Genomic DNA, 20,440 nt, shown 5'->3' on the forward strand with positions numbered 1-20,440 from the left:
ACTCATTTTCGTCAGAGCGATCACGTTTATTTCATTCTGGCGTTGAATAGCAATCTTATGAAATATACATTTCATGGATATTGAATTTTTGTTCCATTATTTCTCTACTCTAAGGATTTACCATGAAAAAAGTCAGAATTGGCCTGATCGGCACCGGTTATATCGGACGCTGCCATGCGATTGCCTACTCTCAGGCACCGACGGTGTTCAACCTGAAAGGGGAACTGGTGCGAGAAATGCTGGCTGAGGTAAATCCGGAGCTGGCAAGTGCTCAGGCGGCGACTCTCGGTTTCAACCGCTCAACCGGAGACTGGCGCGAGCTGGTAGCAGATGAAAACATTGATGTGGTCGATATCTGCGCCCCTAACTTCCTGCATAAAGAGATGGCGCTGGAGGCCATTCGTCACGGTAAGCACGTCTACTCCGAAAAACCGCTGGCGCTGGATGTGGCCGACGCTGAAGAGATGGTGCGGGCAGCGGAAAAAGCCGGTGTAAAAACTCTGGTGGGTTTCAACTATATGAAAAACCCGACCAGCCAGCTGGCAAAAGAGATTATTGCCCGGGGTGAGATTGGTGAAGTGGTGCACTTCTACGGCACGCACAACGAAGATTATCTGGCGAATCCGAATACCCCGCTGGACTGGCACTGTCAGAAAGCATTGGCAGGTTTAGGCGCGCTGGGCGATCTGGCCGCGCATATCGTCAATATGGCCCACTACCTGGTGGGTAACATTGATGAGGTCAGCGGCGATATGATGACGGTGATTAAACAGCGTCCGGATCCGAAAAATCCTTCCCAGCTGCGTGACGTCGAGAATGAAGACCAGGCCAGTGCGCTGCTGCGTTTCGCCAACGGTGCCCACGGGGTGATTGAAACCTCGCGCATCGCCTGCGGCAGCAAAATGGGGCTGACCTATGTAGTTACCGGCACAAAAGGCAGCATTCGTTACACTCAGGAACGCATGGCGGAGCTGGAACTCTATATTCATGATGATCCGGCTGGTCGTCAGGGTTTCAAAACCATTCTCACGGGTCCGGCACACCCTGACTACGCGGCGTTCTGTATCTCGGCAGGCCACGGTATCGGTTTTAACGATCAAAAAACCGTGGAAGTGCGCGATCTGATCAACGGCATCGCCGCCGACGATCGCATGTGGCCCGATTTTGCCGAAGGTCTACAGGTGTCGAAGGTTCTGGAAGCAATTGCTCTTTCTGCCGCCGAAGGGCGCTGGATGAAAGTATAATTTATCAGTAAGGCCGGATGCTCCCGGCCTTTTTCTTCTTCTGCTGTTTGTTCCGCGCGTCGTTAGCCGTCATAACCGATTTAATTTCCCCGCCATTAAATGTATGATAATAAGACTCATTTGCAAAGAAATGGCCAAGATGAAAAAACTGTTCTCCTTCCCGGTACTGTGCGGACTGCTGATTGCTGCTGCGCTTATCTTCGTGGTGTCTGTACGCAGCTGCTCAACACAGTACTCCGCGTCACAACCGGCCTCCGCGCAGGCGGCCGTGCCTGCCGATGCGTCACCAACCGCGCAGCAGGGCTGGCCGCGCACGCTGCAAACGCCTAAAGGGCCCCTGACGCTGCAAAGGCCCCCTGAGCGTATTGTCTCCACCAGCGTCACCATTACCGGTACGCTGCTGGCAATTAATGCGCCGCTGGCAGGCTCCGGCGGCACCAGCCGTAACAGTACGGTTTCCGACGATCAGGGTTTTTTCACTCAGTGGAGCGCGGTAGCGAAGAAAGCGAATCTTAAGCCGCTATACATTACCGAACCGAATGCTGAGGCGATTGCCGCTGCGGCACCTGACCTGATTGTGATCGCCGCTACCGGCGGGGATTCGGCGTTAAAGCTTTACGATCAGCTCTCTGCAATAGCGCCCACGCTGGTTATCGACTACGGCGATAAGAGCTGGCAGCAGCTGGCGGTGCAGTTAGGCGAGATCACCGGACATGAGCAAGATGCCAGCGCCGCGATTAATCGTTTTGAGCAGCGAGTGCAGGCGGTGAAGCAGAATATAACCCTGCCGCCACAGCCAGTTTCAGCGCTGGTATATTATGAGGATGGTCGCGGTGTGAATTTGTGGACCCCGGCCTCTGCGCAGGGCAAGCTGCTGTCAGAACTGGGCTTTACCCTCGCGATACCGCCTGCGGGAGTGCAGGGTGGCACCAGCATGGGCAAGCGTAACGATGTTATCCAGCTGGCGGGTGAGAATATGGCCGCCGGGCTGGCCGGCAACAGTATGCTGCTGTTCTCAGCAGACGATGACACGGTTACGCGGGTGCGGGCTAATCCATTTCTTGAGCATTTGACGTCGGTGACGTCGGGGCAGGTCTATGCGATGGGTCCGGATACGTTCCGTCTGGATTATTACAGCGCCAGCAATATGCTGGACAGTATTGAGCGGCATTTTAAATCGCGCTAATCCTTCGATACGCGGGCGGTGCATGACTTGTTTAGTTTCTCACCAGGCGAGGCATATCTGCTAATGCCCGTAGGGGCGAGGCATGCCTGCTAATGTTTACCCGTAGGGGCGAGGCATGCCTCGCCCGGCGCGTGACGGAAAAACAATACGTTAAGAATTCGTCACCGGATCCGTCTCTTCAGCTGTTTCTTCTGGCTCCGCCATTGATAGCGATGCTCGCCGCAACGTACCCACCAGACTTGCCAGCACCAGCGCTACGCCCGCCGCTGCCGCACCAAACGACAGCACGCTCACCATCGGCGTAAACAGTTTTCCCAGTACGCCCAGGCCCAGCGCACCCACCGAATCCCCGGTTACATCCTGAGCCGTTCCCAGGCTGTTCACCCGGCCCAGCAGATGGTCAGGAGTATGGTGCTGAATCAGCATATATTGCAGCAGCGAAGCAATCGCATTGCAGTAGCCGTAGACCACCAGCGCCAGCAGTGCAGGGATAAAGTGGCTGTACAGCCCCAGTGATGCAATAGCGAGAAATGCACAGGTAGCGCTGACCAGCACCAGCATTCCCGGTCGCCCGTGACGAGGCACCCAGCCGCTGGTAAATGCGCCGATCATTGCCCCCAGCGGCACTGCGGAATACATCAGTCCAATGGCAGATGCATCAGCGTGATAGCCGATGGCCAGCGCCGGAAACAGAATACGGACTGCGCCGACAATACTCACCAGCATCCCCAGCAGCACCACGGATCCCACCACTTTCTGCTGACAGACAAACTTCACACCGCTGGCGAGCGCACGCAGCGGATGCTCAGGCTCCTGAGGTTCCGGCTTCAGTGACGGCAGGCGCACCAGCGGGATCAGCGTCGCCAGCGTACCCACCGCCGCCACGGCAAAGGCCCAGCCTACGCCACCGGCGACAATAATTACCCCGCCAATCGCCGGGGATAGAATCGCTCCAAGGCGCACGGTCACCATACTCAGCGCACCCGCAGCGCCAAGATTTTCGCGGCCCACCAGCAGCGGGATCACCGCCATTAATGCCGTCATCCCCAGCGCGCCAAAGAATCCATCCCAGGCAGCCAGCAGATAAAGCGCCCACAGGGAAGGTGCCGGGAGAAAGGCATTCAGACTGAGAGCGGCAAAGCCGATACCGCAGGTGCCGCGAGCAAACAGAATCAGCTTACGACGATCGAGGCGATCCGCAAGGATGCCGCCAAGCATCAGGCCGATAAACATCCCGATGCCGTCGAGCATCACCGCTACACCCACTTGCAGCGTAGACCCCGTCATGGCCTGAATCTGAATGGGTACGCCGACGGCAAGCATGCCGAGAGAGAATACCGAAAGCATTCGGGCACAAAAGATGGCACGAAAATGGGCGTTATTTTTCAGTAAGCTGAAATCAAGCAGAATGGAGGACTTAGCCATGGGTTTCCATGTAGTTGATGAAGCCGGTGCCTGGCGACCGGACAGCTATCCGGTGCGGCGCGATGGATGCCGATGTTTTTCTGGCGGAGCGCATGGTAACATATTTGGTTAGTAACGTTAATGATAATAATACTCATATTCATTTGCATATGAAGAGGATTTCTCAGGGATGTCATTGCAACAAACTTCCCCGCGTACGGCCCCGCTTTCGCAAGGTTTTTCGCGCAGCGGCGGCGTCATTATCTGCCTGTTATTACTCGTGGTGGTCACTCTTGCGAGCCTGATGCTGGGAGCAAAATCAATTCCGCCTGCGCTGGTATGGCAAAGCCTGTCCGGGCAGGTCACCAGCGCTGACAGCATTATTGTTCTCAATGCCCGTCTGCCGCGTACCCTGGCCGGCATCCTCGTTGGTCTGGCACTGGGTGGCGCCGGGGCAGTGATCCAGGCGCTGACGCGTAATCCGCTGGCAGACCCGGGGATTCTCGGTGTCAACGCCGGAGCCAGCTTTGCTATGGCCATTGGCATTACCCTGTTTGGCGTCAGCAGTATGGCCGGGTGGCTGGGCTTTGCCTGGGGCGGGGCGCTGATTGCCAGTATTGCGGTTTGGGCGATAGGCACGTTGAGCGGTGGCCGGGTCAATCCGGTGCGTCTGACGCTGGCCGGAGTAGCACTCAGCGCGGTACTGGGCGGCCTGACTTCGTCACTGTCGCTGCTCAATCCGCAGACTTTTGACCAGCTGCGCTTCTGGCAGGCAGGAACGCTGGATATCCGCTCTACAGGCAATTTAATGCTGGTCGCCCCGGCAATTATCGCAGGTGCCGTGCTGGCGCTGGCGGCTTCGCGCTCTCTTAACAGCCTGAGCATGGGAGAAGATATTGCTGCCGCGCTGGGGACGCGAGTGGTGCTGATCCGGCTGCTGGCGCTGCTGGCGGTAATGCTGCTGTGTGGTTCTTCCACGGCGCTGGTAGGGCCAATTGGATTTGTTGGCCTGATGGTGCCCCACGTTGCCCGCTGGTGGGTGGGGGCGGATCAGCGCTGGATTCTGATCTACTCGTTTTTGATGGCCCCGGTGTTGCTGCTGACTGCCGATATCGCCGGGCGCTTTATGGCGCAAGGGGAGCTGCGGGTATCGATTGTTACCGCATTGATTGGGGCTCCAGTATTGATCTGGCTGGTTCGCCAGCGCAGGAATTAGGCTATTTTACTTGTCATTCTGAACCCGGGCAGTGCTCACAAATTACGCGTAATTTGAACGCCCTTCAGGGCGGCCCGAAGGGCGAGCGCTCCGCGAGTACAATCCTCACGTACCGGGTGTACGCTGCGGTTTTTGCGCGCTGGCCGGATTCAAACTGACTGCGACAATAACGCCTAATGGTATGGGCTATTTTACTTGTCATTCTGAACCCGGGCAGTGCTCACAAATTACGCGTAATTTGAACGCCCTTCAGGGCGGCCCGAAGGGCGAGCGCTCCGCGAGTACAATCCTCACGTACCGGGTGTACGCTGCGGTTTTGCCACGCTCTACGGGTTCAAACTGACTGCGACAATAACGCCAGACAGGCCAGGGATTAAGGAAAAGTGCATAAAATTTTACTGATTGGTCGTGCCGATGGATGGCTGAATCTGCGCCTGGCGTCACGGGTGTTGTGGGTGAACCTGGTGCTGATGCTGCTGGCCGCCCTGCTGGTGCTGTTTGCGCTGTGCTACGGCACGCTGAATATCAGCCCGCTTCAGGTATGGCAGGCATTGCACGGGGAAGGGCCACACGGATTTATCACCGTTATCAGCCAGTGGCGTGCGCCGCGTGCGGTGATGGCGCTGGTGCTTGGCGCCGGTCTTGGCGTGAGCGGGGCGATTTTCCAGTCGGCGATCCGTAACCCGCTCGGCAGCCCGGATGTGGTCGGTTTTAACACCGGGGCCTATACCGGCGCGCTGGTGATGATTATCGCGTTTGGCGGGAGTTACTATCAGATAGCGGCGGGGGCACTGGCAGGCGGTATCGGCTCGGCGGCGCTGGTTTATCTGCTGGCATGGCGTCAGGGGATTGTTGGTTTTCGGCTGATTATCGTGGGAATTGGCGTGGGCGCAGTGCTGGCAGCGTTAAATACCTGGCTGATTGTGAGCGCCTCGCTGGAGAGTGCCATGAGCGCAGCGCTGTGGGGGGCCGGATCGCTGAACGGCATCACATGGGTGAAAAGCCAGCCCGCGCTGCTGCTGGTGCCGCTGACTCTCTTTATTGCGCTGTTACTTGGCCGCCGTTTGCAGCTGATGGAAATGGGCGATGACAGCGCCCGGGCGCTGGGTGTTAATGCCGAGTCCAGCCGTCTGTGGCTGATGCTGTGCGGAATTATCCTCACGGCAATTGCTACCGCCAGTGCCGGGCCTGTTGCGTTTATCTCCCTGGCCGCGCCGCAGATTGCGCGTCGCCTGACCGGGGCTAACGCCGTTCCGCTTTTTTCCGCTGCCACTACCGGCACACTGCTGCTGCTGGCAGCTGATGTTATCGCCCAGCATGCTTTTAACGGGATACAACTGCCGGTGGGGGCTGTAACGGTCAGCATCGGCGGGCTGTATCTCATCTGGTTACTTATCAGGGAGTCACGACGTTAATCATGGATACCACTTTATCCCCCCGTCTTCAGGCCGCCGGGCTGACGCTGGCCTACGATCAAAAAGTGATCGCCAGCGAGCTTAACGTCCAGATCCCCGATCGCCAGTTTACGGTGATTATTGGCCCGAACGCCTGTGGCAAGTCTACTCTGCTGCGCGCCCTGTGCCGCCTGCTGAAACCGCGAAGCGGTCAGGTGCTGCTTGACGGTCATGATATTCATCAGATGGGCACCAAAGCGCTGGCGCGTCAGCTCGGGCTGTTGCCACAGCATGCGATTGTGCCTGAGGGTATCAGCGTGGCCGATCTGGTAGCACGTGGCCGTTATCCTCATCAAAGTCTGCTGAAGCAGTGGAGCACTGCGGATCGTGAGGCGGTAGCGGTAGCGATGCAGGCGACCAATGTCAGTGGGCTGGCGGATCGTAGCGTTGATGAGCTTTCCGGCGGCCAGCGTCAGCGGGTTTGGGTGGCGATGGTGCTGGCGCAGCAGACGCCGCTGCTGCTGCTGGATGAGCCAACGACCTGGCTGGATATTGCCCACCAGATTGAGCTGCTGGATCTGTTCCGTCAGTTAAATCAGGAGAACGGACATACGCTGGTGGCGGTGTTGCATGATTTAAATCAGGCCTGTCGCTATGCCGATCATCTGATTGTGATGCAGGATGGGAAAATTATTGCCCAGGGCAAACCGTCAGAGATCGTCGATGCACCGCTGGTACAGCAGGTATTTGGTATGGCCAGCGTGGTGATTGACGATCCGGTATCGCATACGCCAATGATTGTTCCCTGCGGTCGTTATCACCAGCCATAAAAAAGGGCGACAATATTATGTCGCCCGGCGGGGTGTTAAACAGGACGAGATATGCTTCGCCCGATTCAGAAGAGACAGGGCCGGAGATATCCGGCCCCTCGCGTTACGCTAAATCCTTACACTCCTCCATCAGCCCGGCCAGTAATGGCCCCAGTGTGACCAGTGTTTCCGGTGACAGGATATCCATATGCTCACACGCCAGCTCATGCACGTGCAGCTGCCGGATATAGGGTGCCCAGCTCTCCTGCACATCCATGCCTTCCGGCAGGGTATTTTTTGCCACAAACAGCGTGGCCTCTCCCTCGAAACGCGGGGTAGTGGCGGTACTGAGACGCAGCACTGCATCCGCGTAGTTGGCGACAATAGTACTGAACATTGCGGCTTTCTCTTCCAGCAGCAGCGCGTCATCGTCGGTGGTTGCCATAAATTCAGCCTCCTCCCGCGCCACTTCTGCACGTGCATCCTCTTCTGACGGGCTGGTCCAGTCCTGACCTTCCGGCGGATAGGTATCCAGCAGGCCGAGGAATTTCACCTGCTCGCCCTGCTGTTGCAGACGTGCTGCAATGCCCTGGGCGAGGGTGCCTCCCAGTGAATAACCCAGCAGATGATAAGGCCCCTGCGGTTGAATAGCGCGCAGTGTCGCCAGATGACGATCGCACATGTCGTCCACGCTGGCACAGGCAGCAATCACCCCGTCAGGTCGCGGTGACTGAAGGCCAACAATCGGGAAATTACCCCCCAGATGGCGCATCATGCCGGAGTACTGCCACGCAAAGCCGGAAGCCGGATGAATACAGAACAGCGTTGGCCCTTTGCCGCTGCGGAACGGCAGGCTTTCACCGTTGGCACGGCTCTCTGCGTTAACGCCGCTGGCGCTGTCATCCAGCAGACGTGCCATATTTTCCACGCTGCGTGCCGCCATTATCTGCCCGATAGAGAGCGGCTGCTCCAGGCGACGGCGCAACTCCGCAGCCAGGCGCATCGCCAGCAGAGAGTGGCCTCCCAGCGCAAAGAAGTCGTCGTCGGCATACACGGTATCGCGAGCCAGCAGGCTGGAGAACAGCGCAGCCAGCAGCTGTTCATGGTGGCTTTGCGGCAGACGGCCTGCGGATTGTGCTACCTGCGGCGATGGCAGCGCCTTACGATCCAGCTTGCCATTAGCACTTAGCGGGAAGTGGTCGGTCAGCACGTAGCTTACCGGCAGCATATGTGCCGGTAGGCGCTGCGCCAGCTGCTGATGCACCACCGCAGTGTCCAGCTCCATGCCGGGCTGGGCAATCAGCCAGGCAACCAGCTGACGGGCATCGGCACCTGCTGTCGTTACGCTGCCCAGTTCGCGGGCGGCCACCACGGTTTGCGCCACCCCCTCAAGGGTTAACAGCGCCTGCTCGATTTCGCCCAGCTCAATACGCTGACCGCGAATTTTCAGCTGATCGTCGCTGCGTCCAAGGTACTCAACGGCACCGTTTTCCAGCCAGCGGGCGATATCTCCGGTGCGGTACATCCGCTCACCGTCGGCAAACGGGTCGGCAACAAAGCGCTGTGAGGTCAGGTCAGCACGATACAGATAGCCCTCGGCCAGCTGTACGCCGCACAGGTAGAGATCCCCTGCCACGCCAGGGGGAACCGGGCGCAGCAGTCCGTCAAGGATACGCAGCTCGGTATTCCACACCGGGTAACCAATCGGCACGCCTGCACCGTGGCACTGCTGTAAGCTTTCACCGCTGGCAGGATGATAGGTAACATCCACCGCTGCTTCGGTCGGGCCGTACAGGTTATGCAACGGAGCGTCGATCAGCGCCTCATAGCTGGCTGCCAGATCGCAGGAGAGCGCTTCACCGCTACAGAATACACGTTGCAGGCTATGGCAGCCTTTATCGCTGCCGTCGCGGCTCTCCAGTGCCGTAACCCAGGCTGCGAGCATCGAAGGCACAAAGTGCATGGTGGTCACGGAATAATCTTCGATCAGCTGCACCAGGGCATCCGGATCGCGATGGGCTTCCGGCGGGGCCATCAGCAGCTGAGAACCGACCATCAGCGGCCAGAAGAACTCCCAGACGGAGACGTCAAAACTACATGGTGTTTTCTGCAATACCACATCCGTTGCGTCCATCGGATACTCATCCTGCATCCACCACAGGCGGTTAACGATCGCCTGCTGGCCCACGACGACGCCTTTCGGCCGCCCGGTAGAGCCGGAAGTGTAGAGCACATAGGCCGGGCGCTGTGAGTCGGCGGCGGGCAGCGGGTGCTGCGGCTGGCGGCTGGCATCTTCCAGCTGGTCAAAGGCCAGAATTGGCCCCATTTCCGCAAAGCGCGCGGCTAACGAACTTTCGCTGATAATCAGACGCGGACGGGCATCAGCTACCATATAGCCGAGACGGTCATCCGGATAGCCAGTATCCAGCGGCAGCCAGGCCGCACCGGCCTGAAGAATGGCGGTCAGTGCCAGGCTGAGGCGCACCGAACGCGGCAGGGCGACGGCGACGATATCGCCCGGTTTTACCCCGGCGGCAATCAGGCGGTCGGCGAGCAAACGCGCCTGCTGCTGCATCTGACGGTAGGTCAGACGGTGTTCGGCGTCCAGCAGCGCCAGTGCGTCAGGTGTACGCTTAACCTGCTGCTCAATCGCCCCCTGCAAGGTTCCTGCTGCCACCGGGTAAGCGGTGTTGTTAATGCTGGCAATCAGCGCCTGTTCATCAGGCGTTTGCAGCTGCCAGCGTGCCAGCGGCAGATCGGGTTGAGCCACCAGCTGTGCCAGCAGCATCAGCAGGCGGTCAGCAAAGCGCTGCGGATGCGGCACCGCATCGCGATACTCCATCAGCAGATGCAGACGTTCGCCGGGCAGTACCAGCAGGGTCAGCGGATAGTGGGTGTAACCCCGGTTGCTGATCTGGTCGCAGCGCAGCCCGTTATGGCCCTGCAACAGATCGGCGTTGTCCGGATAGTTCTCCACCACCAGCAGGGTATCAAACAGCGTGCCGCTGCCCGCCAGCTGCTGGATCTCGCCCAGGCCAAGGTCGTCATGTTCGATTAGCTGAATCTGCTGTGCCTGATGGTCGGCGAGCTGCTCCAGCAGCGGACGCTGACTGTCAAAGCGTATGCGTACCGGCAGGGTGTTACTGAACAGGCCCGGGTGATGTTCCTGACCATCGATCTGTCCGAAGCGCCCGGAGACCGGGGATCCAAACACCACATCCTGATGGCCGCTTTCAATCGCCAGCTGCATCCCCCAGATACCCTGCATCACGCTGTTCAGCGTCAGCCCACGGCTGCGGCACAGTGCCAGCAGGCCGCGTTCCAGTTCCGGATCCAGTACCAGATCGAGGTCGTGAACTGGCCCGTTGTGTGCTGCATCGCCAAACAGTAGCGTCGGGCGTGCATCCTGCAATACCTGCTGCCACAGCTGGCGCGAAACATTGGCATCACGAGCGGTCAGCTGACGGACAATATCTGCGTAGCTGAAACGGTGCGGGGTCAGCGACTGCGGGCCGTGATACAGCGCGCTAAACAGATCGCCTAAGATCACCGGCGTAGACCAGCCGTCCACTACCAGGTGATGAGCATTGAGCATCAGCGTAAAGCGGGCACTGTCAGCATGCTGCACCAGCAGCGCATGCAGCATTACCGGCTGACTGAACAGATCCCGCGCCAGCTCATTTTTCTCCAGCGCCAGCAGCGCTGCGGCTTCTTCAGTGGCTGACATCGCAGGCAGCTGCTGGCGATCCAGCATCCAGAGGTGTTGTTCCGCTGGCAATACCGGGATCAGCTGCAATGGCTGTAACGCCTGTTCGCTGTCAAAACGTGCCGCCAGCTGCGGATGGTGGCGCACGACGGCATCCAGCGCTGCACGCAGGCGGTTTTCATCAAGTGCGCCGCTAAAGGTAAGGCGCGTCAGTGAGTTATAGCTGCCGCTGTTGTCGGCAGTTGCAGCATGGAACAGCAGTCCTTTTTGCAGCGGCAGCAGCGGCAATACTGCGGCCAGCGGGCCGTGACGCTTGCCCAGCTGCACCACGTCCTGCTGGCTGACGCCGTCAATAGCGACTTCCGCCGCGACTAAGGTATCCGCTGCCTGCTGAGGATGGCGACGGGCGAAATCACTTAGTGCATCGCTGGCGGCAGCCAGCGCCTGATGCAGGGCATCGATATCTTCTTCGCTGAATACCCCATTGAGCCAGCCCCAGTTGATCGCCAGCTGTGGCTGCTCTCCGGACTCATCCACAAAGATATTGATCTCCAGGCCGTGCAGCTGTGGCATCTCCGGAGACTGATATACCGCAAAGGCATCGCGGAAATGTTTACGCGTGCGCTGTGGCGTCCAGAGGCCATCCCCCGCACTGAAACGCCCGAGGTAGTTGAACAGCACTTCCGGCGCGTGCTGCTGCGCCAGCGGCTGTAGCTGAGGGGCACGAACCGCATCGAGATAACGCAGCTGACCATAGCCCACGCCGCGATCCGGTACTGCCCGCAGCACGCTTTTCACTGCCCGCAGCGCATCGCGCAGACTGCCGGTATCGCCTTGATCCAGTGTCACCAGCAGCGGATATTCGGCGGTCAGCCAGCCGATGGTACGGGCCAGGTCATAATCGCCCGTCAGCTCGGCGCGGCCGTGAGATTCGAGGGTGTAGCGCAGCTGACTGACCTTAAAGCGGTCGATGAGCGCCAGCGACAGTGCACACAGCAGCGTCTCTTCCACGCTGGCGCGGAACTGCTGCGGCAGGGTGGTGAGCAGCGCCTGAGTCTGGCTGCCGTCAAGCAGGGTGCGCTTCTCTTTCAGCGCGCTGTGAATGTCCTGCGCGTGCAGCGCTCGCTGGCCGAGTCGCGGTACCGCAGGCTGTAACATACTTTGCCAGAACGGCAGTTCAGCGGCACGGTGCGAGACGTTGCTTAACAGCGCGGCAGACCAGTCATGTAACGAAGTTTCTTCCGGCGGCAGGGTCAGCGGGGTACCGCTGATAGCCGCTTCCGCTGCCTGACGCAGCTCCTCCAGTAACACACGCCACGAAACGCCATCCACTACCAGGTGGTGGATCACCAGCACCAGGCCAAAGCTCTGTTGATTATGCTGAAGCAGGGTCGCCTGCATCATCACGCCGTTTGCCGGGTCGAGGCGTGTCACTGCGGCATCAAAGGCATCTTCTGCGCAGGCTTCAGGCGCATCATGCAGAGGTTGAGTCTCAACCCAGCGGGTAAATCCGGCAGGGCGGGGTTCACCCACGACCAGCTGTCCGTCGCGGGTAAACGCAGCCAGAGCCGGGTGGGCGCTGCTCAATGCGGTCAGCGCCTGTTCAAGCTGGGGGCGCTGCAACTGCGCCGGCACCTGAAGATATACGCCGTGGGCGAAACGCTGGTTAATTCCGCCATGTTGGTTAAACCAGTGCAGGATGGGCAGTCCGCTAATCGCACCGTGCTGTTTAACTTTGTTGATCGACGTGCCTGAGATCAGCGGCTGCATATTTTGCGCCATGCGTGCCGGGGTGCGCTGGGCGAAGATATCGCGGGGGCGCAGCAGATAACCGGCGCGTCGGGCGGCGGTACCCAGCCCCATGGCGGAGATACTGTCGCCGCCCAGTGCAAAGAAGTCATCGTCAGCGCCGACGCGCTCCATCCCTAACAGGTCGGCGATCGCCTGGCAGATCAGCGTTTCCTGCGGGCCATCCGGTTCACGACCCGGTTTAAACGCCATCTGCTGCGGTTCAGGCAGCGCCTGACGATCAATTTTACCGTTGACGTTCAGCGGCAGCTCATCCATCACCACCAGGATGGCCGGAACCATATAGTCGGGCAGGGTCACCGCCAGTTTTGCCAGCAGTTTAGCGGACAGCTGGTCGTCGGCGCGCAGGGCATCATCACTGACGGAGCAGTAGCCGATCAGGCGATTGGTGGCACCGATAGGCTGGGCAATCACCACGGCGGTACTCACTTCGTCCAGTGCCACCAGCGCATTTTCCACTTCGCCCAGTTCAATACGGAAACCACGTACTTTGATCTGGTGATCGACGCGGCCGATAAATGCCAGCTGGCCATCGCTGCGCCAGCGCATCAGATCGCCGCTGCGGTACATTACCTCGCCCTCAAGGAACGGGTTTGCCACAAAGCGTGCGGCGGTCAGATCGGGGCGGCGCAGGTAGCCACGGGCAATCCCGGTACCAGAAATATAGAGTTCGCCAACGCAGCCTACCGGAACCGGGCGCAGTTTGCTGTCCAGCAGCCATACCCGGGTGTTGCCCACCGGGCGGCCAATCACCGGCTGGTCAGAGACCATCACGCTGGCTCCCAGGGTATCGATGGTGTATTCGGAGGGGCCATAGTAGTTATGGATCTCCAGCTCCGGGTGCTGCTGCATCAGTTTCCACAGGGTAGGGGTGGCGGCTTCACCGCCGATCATCACAAACGCCGGGCGGTGGCTTTCTGGCTCAAACAGTCCGGCATCAATCATCTGTGAGAAGAAGGATGGGGTGATATCCAGTAAATCAACCGGTACCTGTTTCATCTTCTGCAACAGAGCCCAGGCATCGCGCCTTAGCTCTTCATCAAAAATATTCAGCTCGCAGCCCATCATCATGCAGAACAGCGGTTCCCATGAGGAGTCGAACGAGAAGGAAGCGGTGTGACCGGTGCGCATCCGGCGGGGATGGCTGCGGTGGAATTTCTCAATCGCCGGGCCGAACAGATTGGCCTGATGGGAGAGGAACAGGTTCAGCAGTCCGGCGTGGGTGCTCATGACCCCTTTCGGGCGTCCGGTGGAGCCAGAGGTGTAGATCATATAGGCGAGGTGCTCACCGCGCTGGGCGACGCGGCGCTCGCTGTCGCTGACCGGGGTCGCTGCATGTGCATCACAGGCGGCGCGCATGGCGGCCTCATCAATACAGAGACAGTTGCCCTCGGGCATCTGAGCGACGGTGCTGCTGTGGGTCAGAATAAGCTGAGGCTGCGCGTCATCGCACATCAGCGCCAGGCGTTCACGCGGATAGTCGAGATCGAGCGGCATATAGGCAGCTCCGCTCGCCAGTACGCCGAAGATTGCCACCAGCGAGTCAACGGAGCGCGGAATACCGATAGCCACCACATCTTCCGCGCCGAGGCCGCGTGCTATCAGCTCACGTGCCAGCTGCATGGCCCGGGCCGAGAGCTGACCGTAAGTGAGGCTGATTTCACCGCATGCTACGGCCACGGCGTCCGGCCGGGCCTCTGTCTGACGCTGCAACATAGCCAGAATAGAGACGGCACCTTGCGGTGGCGTCACGCTGATCCCCTGCGACCAGCTGGCGATCTGCTGCTGCTCATCGTCGGCAATCAGCGCCAGCGATGCCAGCGGTCGCTGCGGCTGCTGCGCCAGCTGTTCCGCCAGGAAAGCAATACGTTCGCCGTGCCAGGCCAGAGTCTGCGCGTCATATTTTTCGCTATTGGCCACCAGTGTCACCTGGAGTTGCCCGAGCTGGAAGCCGATTTCAAACTCCAGATCGTCCACCGGGCCCATTGCCAGCGTATGGCTGATAGCATCAATACCGTCAAACGTCAGGCTATCGTGGTAGACCTTAAGGTTAATCACCGGGCCATACAGCGACTGGCTGCTGCCTACCATGCCAAGATCGCGGCGCAGCTGTTCAGCTTCGTAGCGCTGATGGCGGCGCACCAGCTTGATCTCGTTTTGCAACGTCTGGCTGATTTCGGCCAGCGTCATGGTCTCTGCAATATTCAGCAGCAGCGGGAGGACGTTTACGACCGGACCCGTGGCGGCCAGCGCGGCGGAACCCATACGTCGCATAAACGGGAAGCCGATGCTCAGGCGTGACTCACCGCTGATGCGCGCCAGATACGCTACCAGCAGGGCGCTGGCAATTTCTGCCGGAGCGCTCTCCTGCATACCGGACTGGTGAGCCAGCGCCGCCAGCAGTGCCGGGGGTAACGTCACCTGCTGTTTGAGAGGCGCACTGCTGCTGCCGCTAAAGGACTCACTGGAGAGTGAGATAGCCGTTGGATAGTTTTCACCATGCTGCTGCCAGAACAGCGCCGCTCGCTCGCAGGCGGGTGAATGCTGCCAGGCCTGGTACTCTGCGACCACTTCACCAAACGAGATAAACGGTGACGGTGAGGGCAAATCACCCTTGCGCAGTGACTGATATATGGCTGCCACGCGACGTGTCAGGGCTTCAAAGCTGAAGCCGTCAAGCATCAGATGGTGATAGCGCTGATACCAGAACCAGCGATCTTCACTGACGCGGATCATCAGCTGGCGGTAGAGCGGGCGCTCACCGTCGGCAGGCAGATCGGCGGCCAGGTCGGCCTGCATCATCTGGTGCGCCGCCTGCAAACCATCGTTGCGCTGGCTGAAATCTACCCATTCAACAGGCTGTACCTGTTCTGGCGTACGCGCATGGGGTAGCCGCTGCACGGCGCTGCCGTCTTCGGCCAGGCAGAACGTCGCCTGTACGGTGTCCGCTTCTGACATTGCCTGGCGGATGGCGGCATCCAGCATCTGGCAGTCAATATCGCCATGCAGTTCACTGTAGTGAGCAACGGCAAAAGTGTTTTTCTGATGGGCGATCTGATCGGCAATCCAGATACCCGGCTGCGCGGCAACCAGAGGATATTCGGTAAATTCAGCCTCTATTTCAGGCTTGATCTGAGCTTCTGACACGGTGGCAATTCCTGTCGGCAAATCGAAAAAAAGAGAATGTTCGGTAATGTCAGCGTCGGATTAACCGGCTGTTTTCAGCCCGGCGGGACGCATATCCTGCCAGTTTTCTTCGATGTAACTGATGCATTCGGCGCGGGTTTGCGGACCAGCGACGCTCTGCCACCCGGCAGGGACGTCCGAAAACGCTGGCCAGAGGCTGTATTGCTGGCGCGCATTAAGCAGTACCAGGAAGTCGAGGCTTTCATCATCAAAGGGGTTTTGTTGTTCAGTCATGGTTATTACCTGTTCTTGCCAGAGAATGGAGGAGAGTTAAAGTCGGCCAGCAGCCAGCGTAAGCCGTCCAGCAGCCCGCCGCGCCAGCACAGGGCATCGTGCCCGCCGGAGAAAATACGGAAATTGATATCGTGCCCGACGGGGAGCAGCGCCTGGCGTATCTGTTGGTTAACCCAGGCCATATCGCCTTCGCGATCGCCAGCTTCCTGGAAGATTTTTAAGCGGCCTGCGGGCAGTTCGCCGTTGATGACCTGGCCGGTGAGCCAGCCCATCTCATGCTCTCCGGACTCAGAAAAATGGGTTACCAGGCGGAAATTTGGCCACCAGAACGAGCCGGACTGGCTGAGGATGCGGCCAAAGCGCTCAGGCCAGTGCAGCCCGGCATACATGGCCGCCAGGCCGCCGTAGCTCTGCCCGGCAACAACGGTGCGGTCGCCCAGCTCACTAAATTCAGCCCGGCTGCGGGCCAGCGGCAGCAGCTCCTCCTGTACCGCCTGCCAGAAGCGGGCATTGCACGGCAGCTCTTTTTCACGCCACTCGCCGTTAATCACATCAATAAACAGCCAACAGGCGGCAGGAAGGTGGCCGCTGTCGGTTTCGGCACACAGCGCGGAGAATAACGGCTGACCGCTGACCCAGTTCTGACCATCGAGCAAAATTACCAGCGGGCGCTCTTGCGGCGTTGAGCTGCTGCCGGTGGTGTAGAGCCAGATACGGCGCTGATTGCCGAGGAGTGTGCTGTTCCAGGTAAACTGTTGAAGCTGGTGGCTGTCTGGCTGAATGGCCTGGCCGCTGTCCAGCGCGTGCCACGCGGATTGATCGGGCGCGGCGGGCATATGGGCGGCAGAGAGGGCATGACCACGGCTGTTAAGATGGGCATTACTGCGATTTAACGGATCGGCAATCGCCAGCGGGAACAGTGAAATCCACCATTCGCGCTGTTGCTTACGGCGTGTGTCGTCATCGCTACTGAAAGCAGGCGGCAGCCGATCGGCAGTCACCGGAATCAGGCTGTAGCTGCCGCGCCAGTGTTCATCAATCTCCGTTGACCAGTGCCAGACATCGGTACCCGGCAGGCGTTGCAGGCTCTGGGGCTGAGGGCTGTGGTGATCGGTGACACAGTTGATATCCACATACACCTGACGCAGCGCTGAATGGTTTTCATCCCCAGCCGGATCGCGCCAGAAAAAGCTCATTTTAACGATTCCTGCGTTACAGGCTTCCACCAGCGGGGTGCCATCCTGTGCCATTTGCTGCCACCAGGCTTCTTCTCCCACGTTATCGGCCGCCAGCCGCTGTGATGCAGTGCCTGCTGGCTGACGTAGCGGCCATATTTTGTGCCGTATTGTCACGATAATTTTCCTTTATTTACATTTAATTACTTAAATGGAGAGACTTTAATTCATCTTACAGTAAACGGCGCTAATGCAAATACTATTGAGAATAGTTTGCATTTGCAATAAGATGCGGCACAACTTTCTAATGGGCCCATAAGTTGTAAGTAAATAAGGGGTTTCTTAGGGGGGTGGGAAGAATCGACGAGAGGAGTGGCGAACGTGATTCTTAAACTGGGCTCCAGCCAATCAGTGCATCTAATGAATTGGCAGGGTTTAACGGTTTTTTTTATCGGCAAGTCTGTTCAGACGGGATAACAGCACATGTTTAATAAGATTAAAAAACAGTCACAACCAGGTATTGCAGCATTTTCTGACCAACACACCATGCGTTTATTACTGGCGTCAGCGTTATTTATCATGCCCGCCGCACAGGCGGCCAGCGATAACGATAATACGCTGACGGTCACCGCAGAAACCCAGGAGAGCGTTACCGCGCCTACCAAAGGGATCGTGGCAAAAGAGAGTGCTTCAGGCACCAAAACCGCCACGCCATTGCGTAAAACTCCGCAATCTATTTCAGTGGTCACCCGCGAGCAGATGGATGATCAGGATGCTCACTCCGTCGCGGACGCGCTGAGTTACTCCAGCGGTGTGGTGACAACCTATCGCGGTAACTCCAACCGTAACGATGAAGTGATCAGCCGTGGCTTCCGCTACGCACCAAAACTGCTGGATGGTTTGCACTTCGGCCTTTCCAGCTCCAACGGCGGTGCCGGGCAGCTGGATCCGTGGCTGCTGGAGCGCGTTGAAATTGTTCACGGCCCGGCATCGGTGCTCTATGGCCAGGTCAGCCCGGGTGGGCTGGTGCTGATGACCAGCAAACGCCCGACGGCAGAAAGCATTCATGAAGTGCAGCTCAGTACGGGTAATAAACACTACGGCGAAGCGGCCTTCGATTTCGGCGGTAAGCTGAACGATGACAATACGCTGTTCTATCGCCTGAACGGCCTTGCCAGCACCAAAAACGAGTTTGTGAGAGACAGCAAACAGCAGCGTATGGCCATCGCCCCTGCTATTACCTGGCTGCCAAACGAAGATACCAGCTTTACGCTGTTAACCAGCTATCAGGATGATCCGAAAGCCGGTTCACGTAACTTCCTGCCGCGTGCCGGTACGCTCTATCCAACCGCTGCGGGCTATGTGCCTTACGATCTTAATGTCAGCGACTCCGATTTTGCCAAGTCAAAGCGTCAGCAGACCTCCATCGGCTACAGCCTGGAACACAGCTTTAATGAGGCGATATCATTTACTCAAAATCTGCGTTACAGCCACCGCAACGAGAACTATAAATATCTGGTTTATAACGTGGATGATGGCGATCGTACCATGACGCGTATGGCGCAGCATGAAACGGCGATGACCAACGAGTTTAACGTCGATAACCAGCTGAAGGCGCTGTTTAATACCGGTGCTGTGGAGCATACGGTGCTGGGTGGTTTTGATTACCGTTACTCCCATATCAACAGCAAAATGTACCGTGACTACGGCAGCAGTTATCCGATGGACTGGACTAATCCGAGCCATGTTGACGTTGACGAAAGTCTGTTAGAGCTGGCAACTGATAACAAAAAAACCCTGAATCAGTACGGCGTGTATGTACAGGATCAGCTGGAGTGGAATAACTGGAACCTGCTGCTCTCTGGCCGTAATGACTGGTCGCAGGTAAGAAACCAGGACTTTACACCGGGTGGATCTGATATCACCTATAACGACAGCAAGTTTACTGGCCGTGCCGGGCTGCTCTACGCTTTCGATAACGGCATTTCACCGTATGTCAGCTACAGCACCTCGTTTGAGCCAGTGCTTGAACAGGCTGCACCAGGTGCCGATCCGCTGAAACCGACGACCGGTGAGCAGACCGAAATTGGGGTGAAATATCAGCCAGTGGGGGTCAACGCGATGATGACCGTCTCCTTGTTTGATATTAACCAGAAGAACGTCAGCTCTTATAACCGTCTGGTCAATGCCTACGAGCAGATTGGTAAGGTCAACTCGAAAGGGGTTGAAACCGAGATCCATGCGCAGCCAACGCCGGAAATCAAGCTGATCGCAGCCTATACTTACACCGATGTAGTGACTAAACGTTCGACAGATGAGGCTAAGGTTGGTCACAGCCCGAACGCGATCCCACGTCATGCGGCTTCTGCCTGGGCCAGCTACAGCTTCCTGCACGGTGAGCTGAACGGTCTGACTGTGGGTACGGGTGTGCGTTACATCGGTCGGGCACCGGGCGATGATATCGGTGAATACTATGTACCGCATTACACCCTGTATGACGCAATGGTGAAGTATGAACTTGGCCAGGCCGTTCCGGTTCTGAAGGGAACCACCCTGCAATTTAACGTGCAGAACCTGACGGATAAACACTATGTTTCATCCTGTGCGGGTCAGTGGGCGTGCTTCTACGGCGCAGGCCGTACCTTCGTAGCATCGGTAAACTACCGTTGGTAAACGGGTAGTGTATATTCTTATTTAAACATCATCATTATTGTACAGCGTTATTATCATCCTTTAGCCACCCTCGCCGGGGTGGCTATTTTTTTTCTGTTTTACCACTCCAGTCAGCTACCTCCAGGCGTTACTCAAGACACGCCATTTCTTCTTTGTTTACATATTGTTACTTTCCCTTATCTGTACCAGTCATTTCTGAGTTTAAAAATGCTAATGCAAATGTTATTGAGAGTGATTTACATTTGCATTAATATGCAGCGCAACTTAGCTGGATAAAGCTGTAACTCTGCATTTAGTAAGGTTTTTTTTAGCTGAGGGAGAATGCGTGCGGACGCAGACGATCCGTGCCATTGCGTATGTCAGCCAGTGCCAATCAGCAAAGCTAATGGGTTGGCGGGCTTTAT

The 20,440-nt window shown here is 58.0% G+C and carries 10 protein-coding genes; 6 read left to right on the forward strand and 4 right to left on the reverse strand.

What is annotated here, in order from left to right; all coding sequences use genetic code 11:
• Positions 1-122 precede the first annotated feature (122 nt).
• On the forward strand, positions 123-1,244 hold the full coding sequence (locus GN242_RS07930; protein ID WP_154751586.1) for a Gfo/Idh/MocA family protein: 1,122 nt from the start codon (positions 123-125) through the stop codon (positions 1,242-1,244).
• Positions 1,245-1,383: 139 nt separating this feature from the next.
• Positions 1,384-2,430 (forward strand): Fe2+-enterobactin ABC transporter substrate-binding protein, encoded by a 1,047-nt coding sequence (gene fepB, locus GN242_RS07935; protein ID WP_156287238.1) that lies wholly within the window; start codon positions 1,384-1,386, stop codon positions 2,428-2,430.
• A gap of 150 nt (positions 2,431-2,580) precedes the next feature.
• Here the strand turns inward: fepB and entS are convergent, their stop codons facing one another.
• A complete protein-coding gene (gene entS, locus GN242_RS07940; RefSeq protein ID WP_156287239.1) occupies positions 2,581-3,855 on the reverse strand; it encodes an enterobactin transporter EntS in 1,275 nt (424 codons plus the stop codon).
• Positions 3,856-4,024: 169 nt separating this feature from the next.
• On the opposite strand from entS, the gene fepD reads away from it, so the two are divergent.
• The 3 genes from fepD to GN242_RS07955 all read left to right on the forward strand — a co-directional run bounded on the left by fepD (position 4,025) and on the right by GN242_RS07955 (position 7,274).
• Positions 4,025-5,050: a Fe(3+)-siderophore ABC transporter permease gene (gene fepD / locus GN242_RS07945; protein WP_156287240.1), complete on the forward strand. Its 1,026-nt coding sequence runs from the start codon at positions 4,025-4,027 to the stop codon at positions 5,048-5,050.
• A gap of 383 nt (positions 5,051-5,433) precedes the next feature.
• Positions 5,434-6,465, forward strand: a complete 1,032-nt coding sequence (gene fepG, locus GN242_RS07950) for an iron-enterobactin ABC transporter permease (protein ID WP_156287241.1) — start codon at positions 5,434-5,436, stop codon at positions 6,463-6,465.
• A 2-nt stretch (positions 6,466-6,467) separates the two neighbouring features.
• Positions 6,468-7,274: an ABC transporter ATP-binding protein gene (locus GN242_RS07955; RefSeq protein WP_154751582.1), complete on the forward strand. Its 807-nt coding sequence runs from the start codon at positions 6,468-6,470 to the stop codon at positions 7,272-7,274.
• Positions 7,275-7,377: 103 nt separating this feature from the next.
• Here the strand turns inward: GN242_RS07955 and GN242_RS07960 are convergent, their stop codons facing one another.
• From GN242_RS07960 to fes, 3 genes are read right to left on the reverse strand one after another with little or no spacing between them, the layout of a single operon-like run.
• Positions 7,378-15,915, reverse strand: a complete 8,538-nt coding sequence (locus GN242_RS07960) for a non-ribosomal peptide synthetase (RefSeq protein WP_156287242.1) — start codon at positions 15,913-15,915, stop codon at positions 7,378-7,380.
• Positions 15,916-15,975: 60 nt separating this feature from the next.
• Complete coding sequence (locus GN242_RS07965) at positions 15,976-16,188, reverse strand: MbtH family protein (RefSeq protein WP_154751580.1); 213 nt, start codon at positions 16,186-16,188, stop codon at positions 15,976-15,978.
• 5 nt (positions 16,189-16,193) lie between these two features.
• A complete protein-coding gene (fes, locus tag GN242_RS07970) occupies positions 16,194-17,540 on the reverse strand; it encodes an enterochelin esterase (RefSeq protein WP_231617143.1) in 1,347 nt (448 codons plus the stop codon).
• A gap of 369 nt (positions 17,541-17,909) precedes the next feature.
• Here fes and GN242_RS07975 point away from each other — a divergent pair, with 369 nt between their 5' ends.
• The gene (locus GN242_RS07975) at positions 17,910-20,036 is read left to right on the forward strand and encodes a TonB-dependent siderophore receptor (RefSeq protein WP_231617155.1); all 2,127 of its coding nucleotides are present in this window, start codon (positions 17,910-17,912) and stop codon (positions 20,034-20,036) included.
• The last annotated feature ends 404 nt before the right edge of the window (positions 20,037-20,440 follow it).

Origin of the sequence: Erwinia sorbitola, assembly GCF_009738185.1 — a bacterium.
Taxonomy (GTDB): domain Bacteria; phylum Pseudomonadota; class Gammaproteobacteria; order Enterobacterales; family Enterobacteriaceae; genus Erwinia; species Erwinia sorbitola.

What these genes read in the sequence shown, in the direction of transcription:
- GN242_RS07930 (WP_154751586.1), top strand. Translation starts at nt 123, where the DNA reads ATGAAAAAAGTCAGAATTGGCCTGATCGGCACCGGTTATATCGGACGC.
- entS (WP_156287239.1), bottom strand. Translation starts at nt 3,855, where the DNA reads ATGGCTAAGTCCTCCATTCTGCTTGATTTCAGCTTACTGAAAAATAAC.
- fepD (WP_156287240.1), top strand. Translation starts at nt 4,025, where the DNA reads ATGTCATTGCAACAAACTTCCCCGCGTACGGCCCCGCTTTCGCAAGGT.
- GN242_RS07955 (WP_154751582.1), top strand. Translation starts at nt 6,468, where the DNA reads ATGGATACCACTTTATCCCCCCGTCTTCAGGCCGCCGGGCTGACGCTG.
- GN242_RS07975 (WP_231617155.1), top strand. Translation starts at nt 17,910, where the DNA reads ATGCGTTTATTACTGGCGTCAGCGTTATTTATCATGCCCGCCGCACAG.
- fepB (WP_156287238.1), top strand. Translation starts at nt 1,384, where the DNA reads ATGAAAAAACTGTTCTCCTTCCCGGTACTGTGCGGACTGCTGATTGCT.
- GN242_RS07965 (WP_154751580.1), bottom strand. Translation starts at nt 16,188, where the DNA reads ATGACTGAACAACAAAACCCCTTTGATGATGAAAGCCTCGACTTCCTG.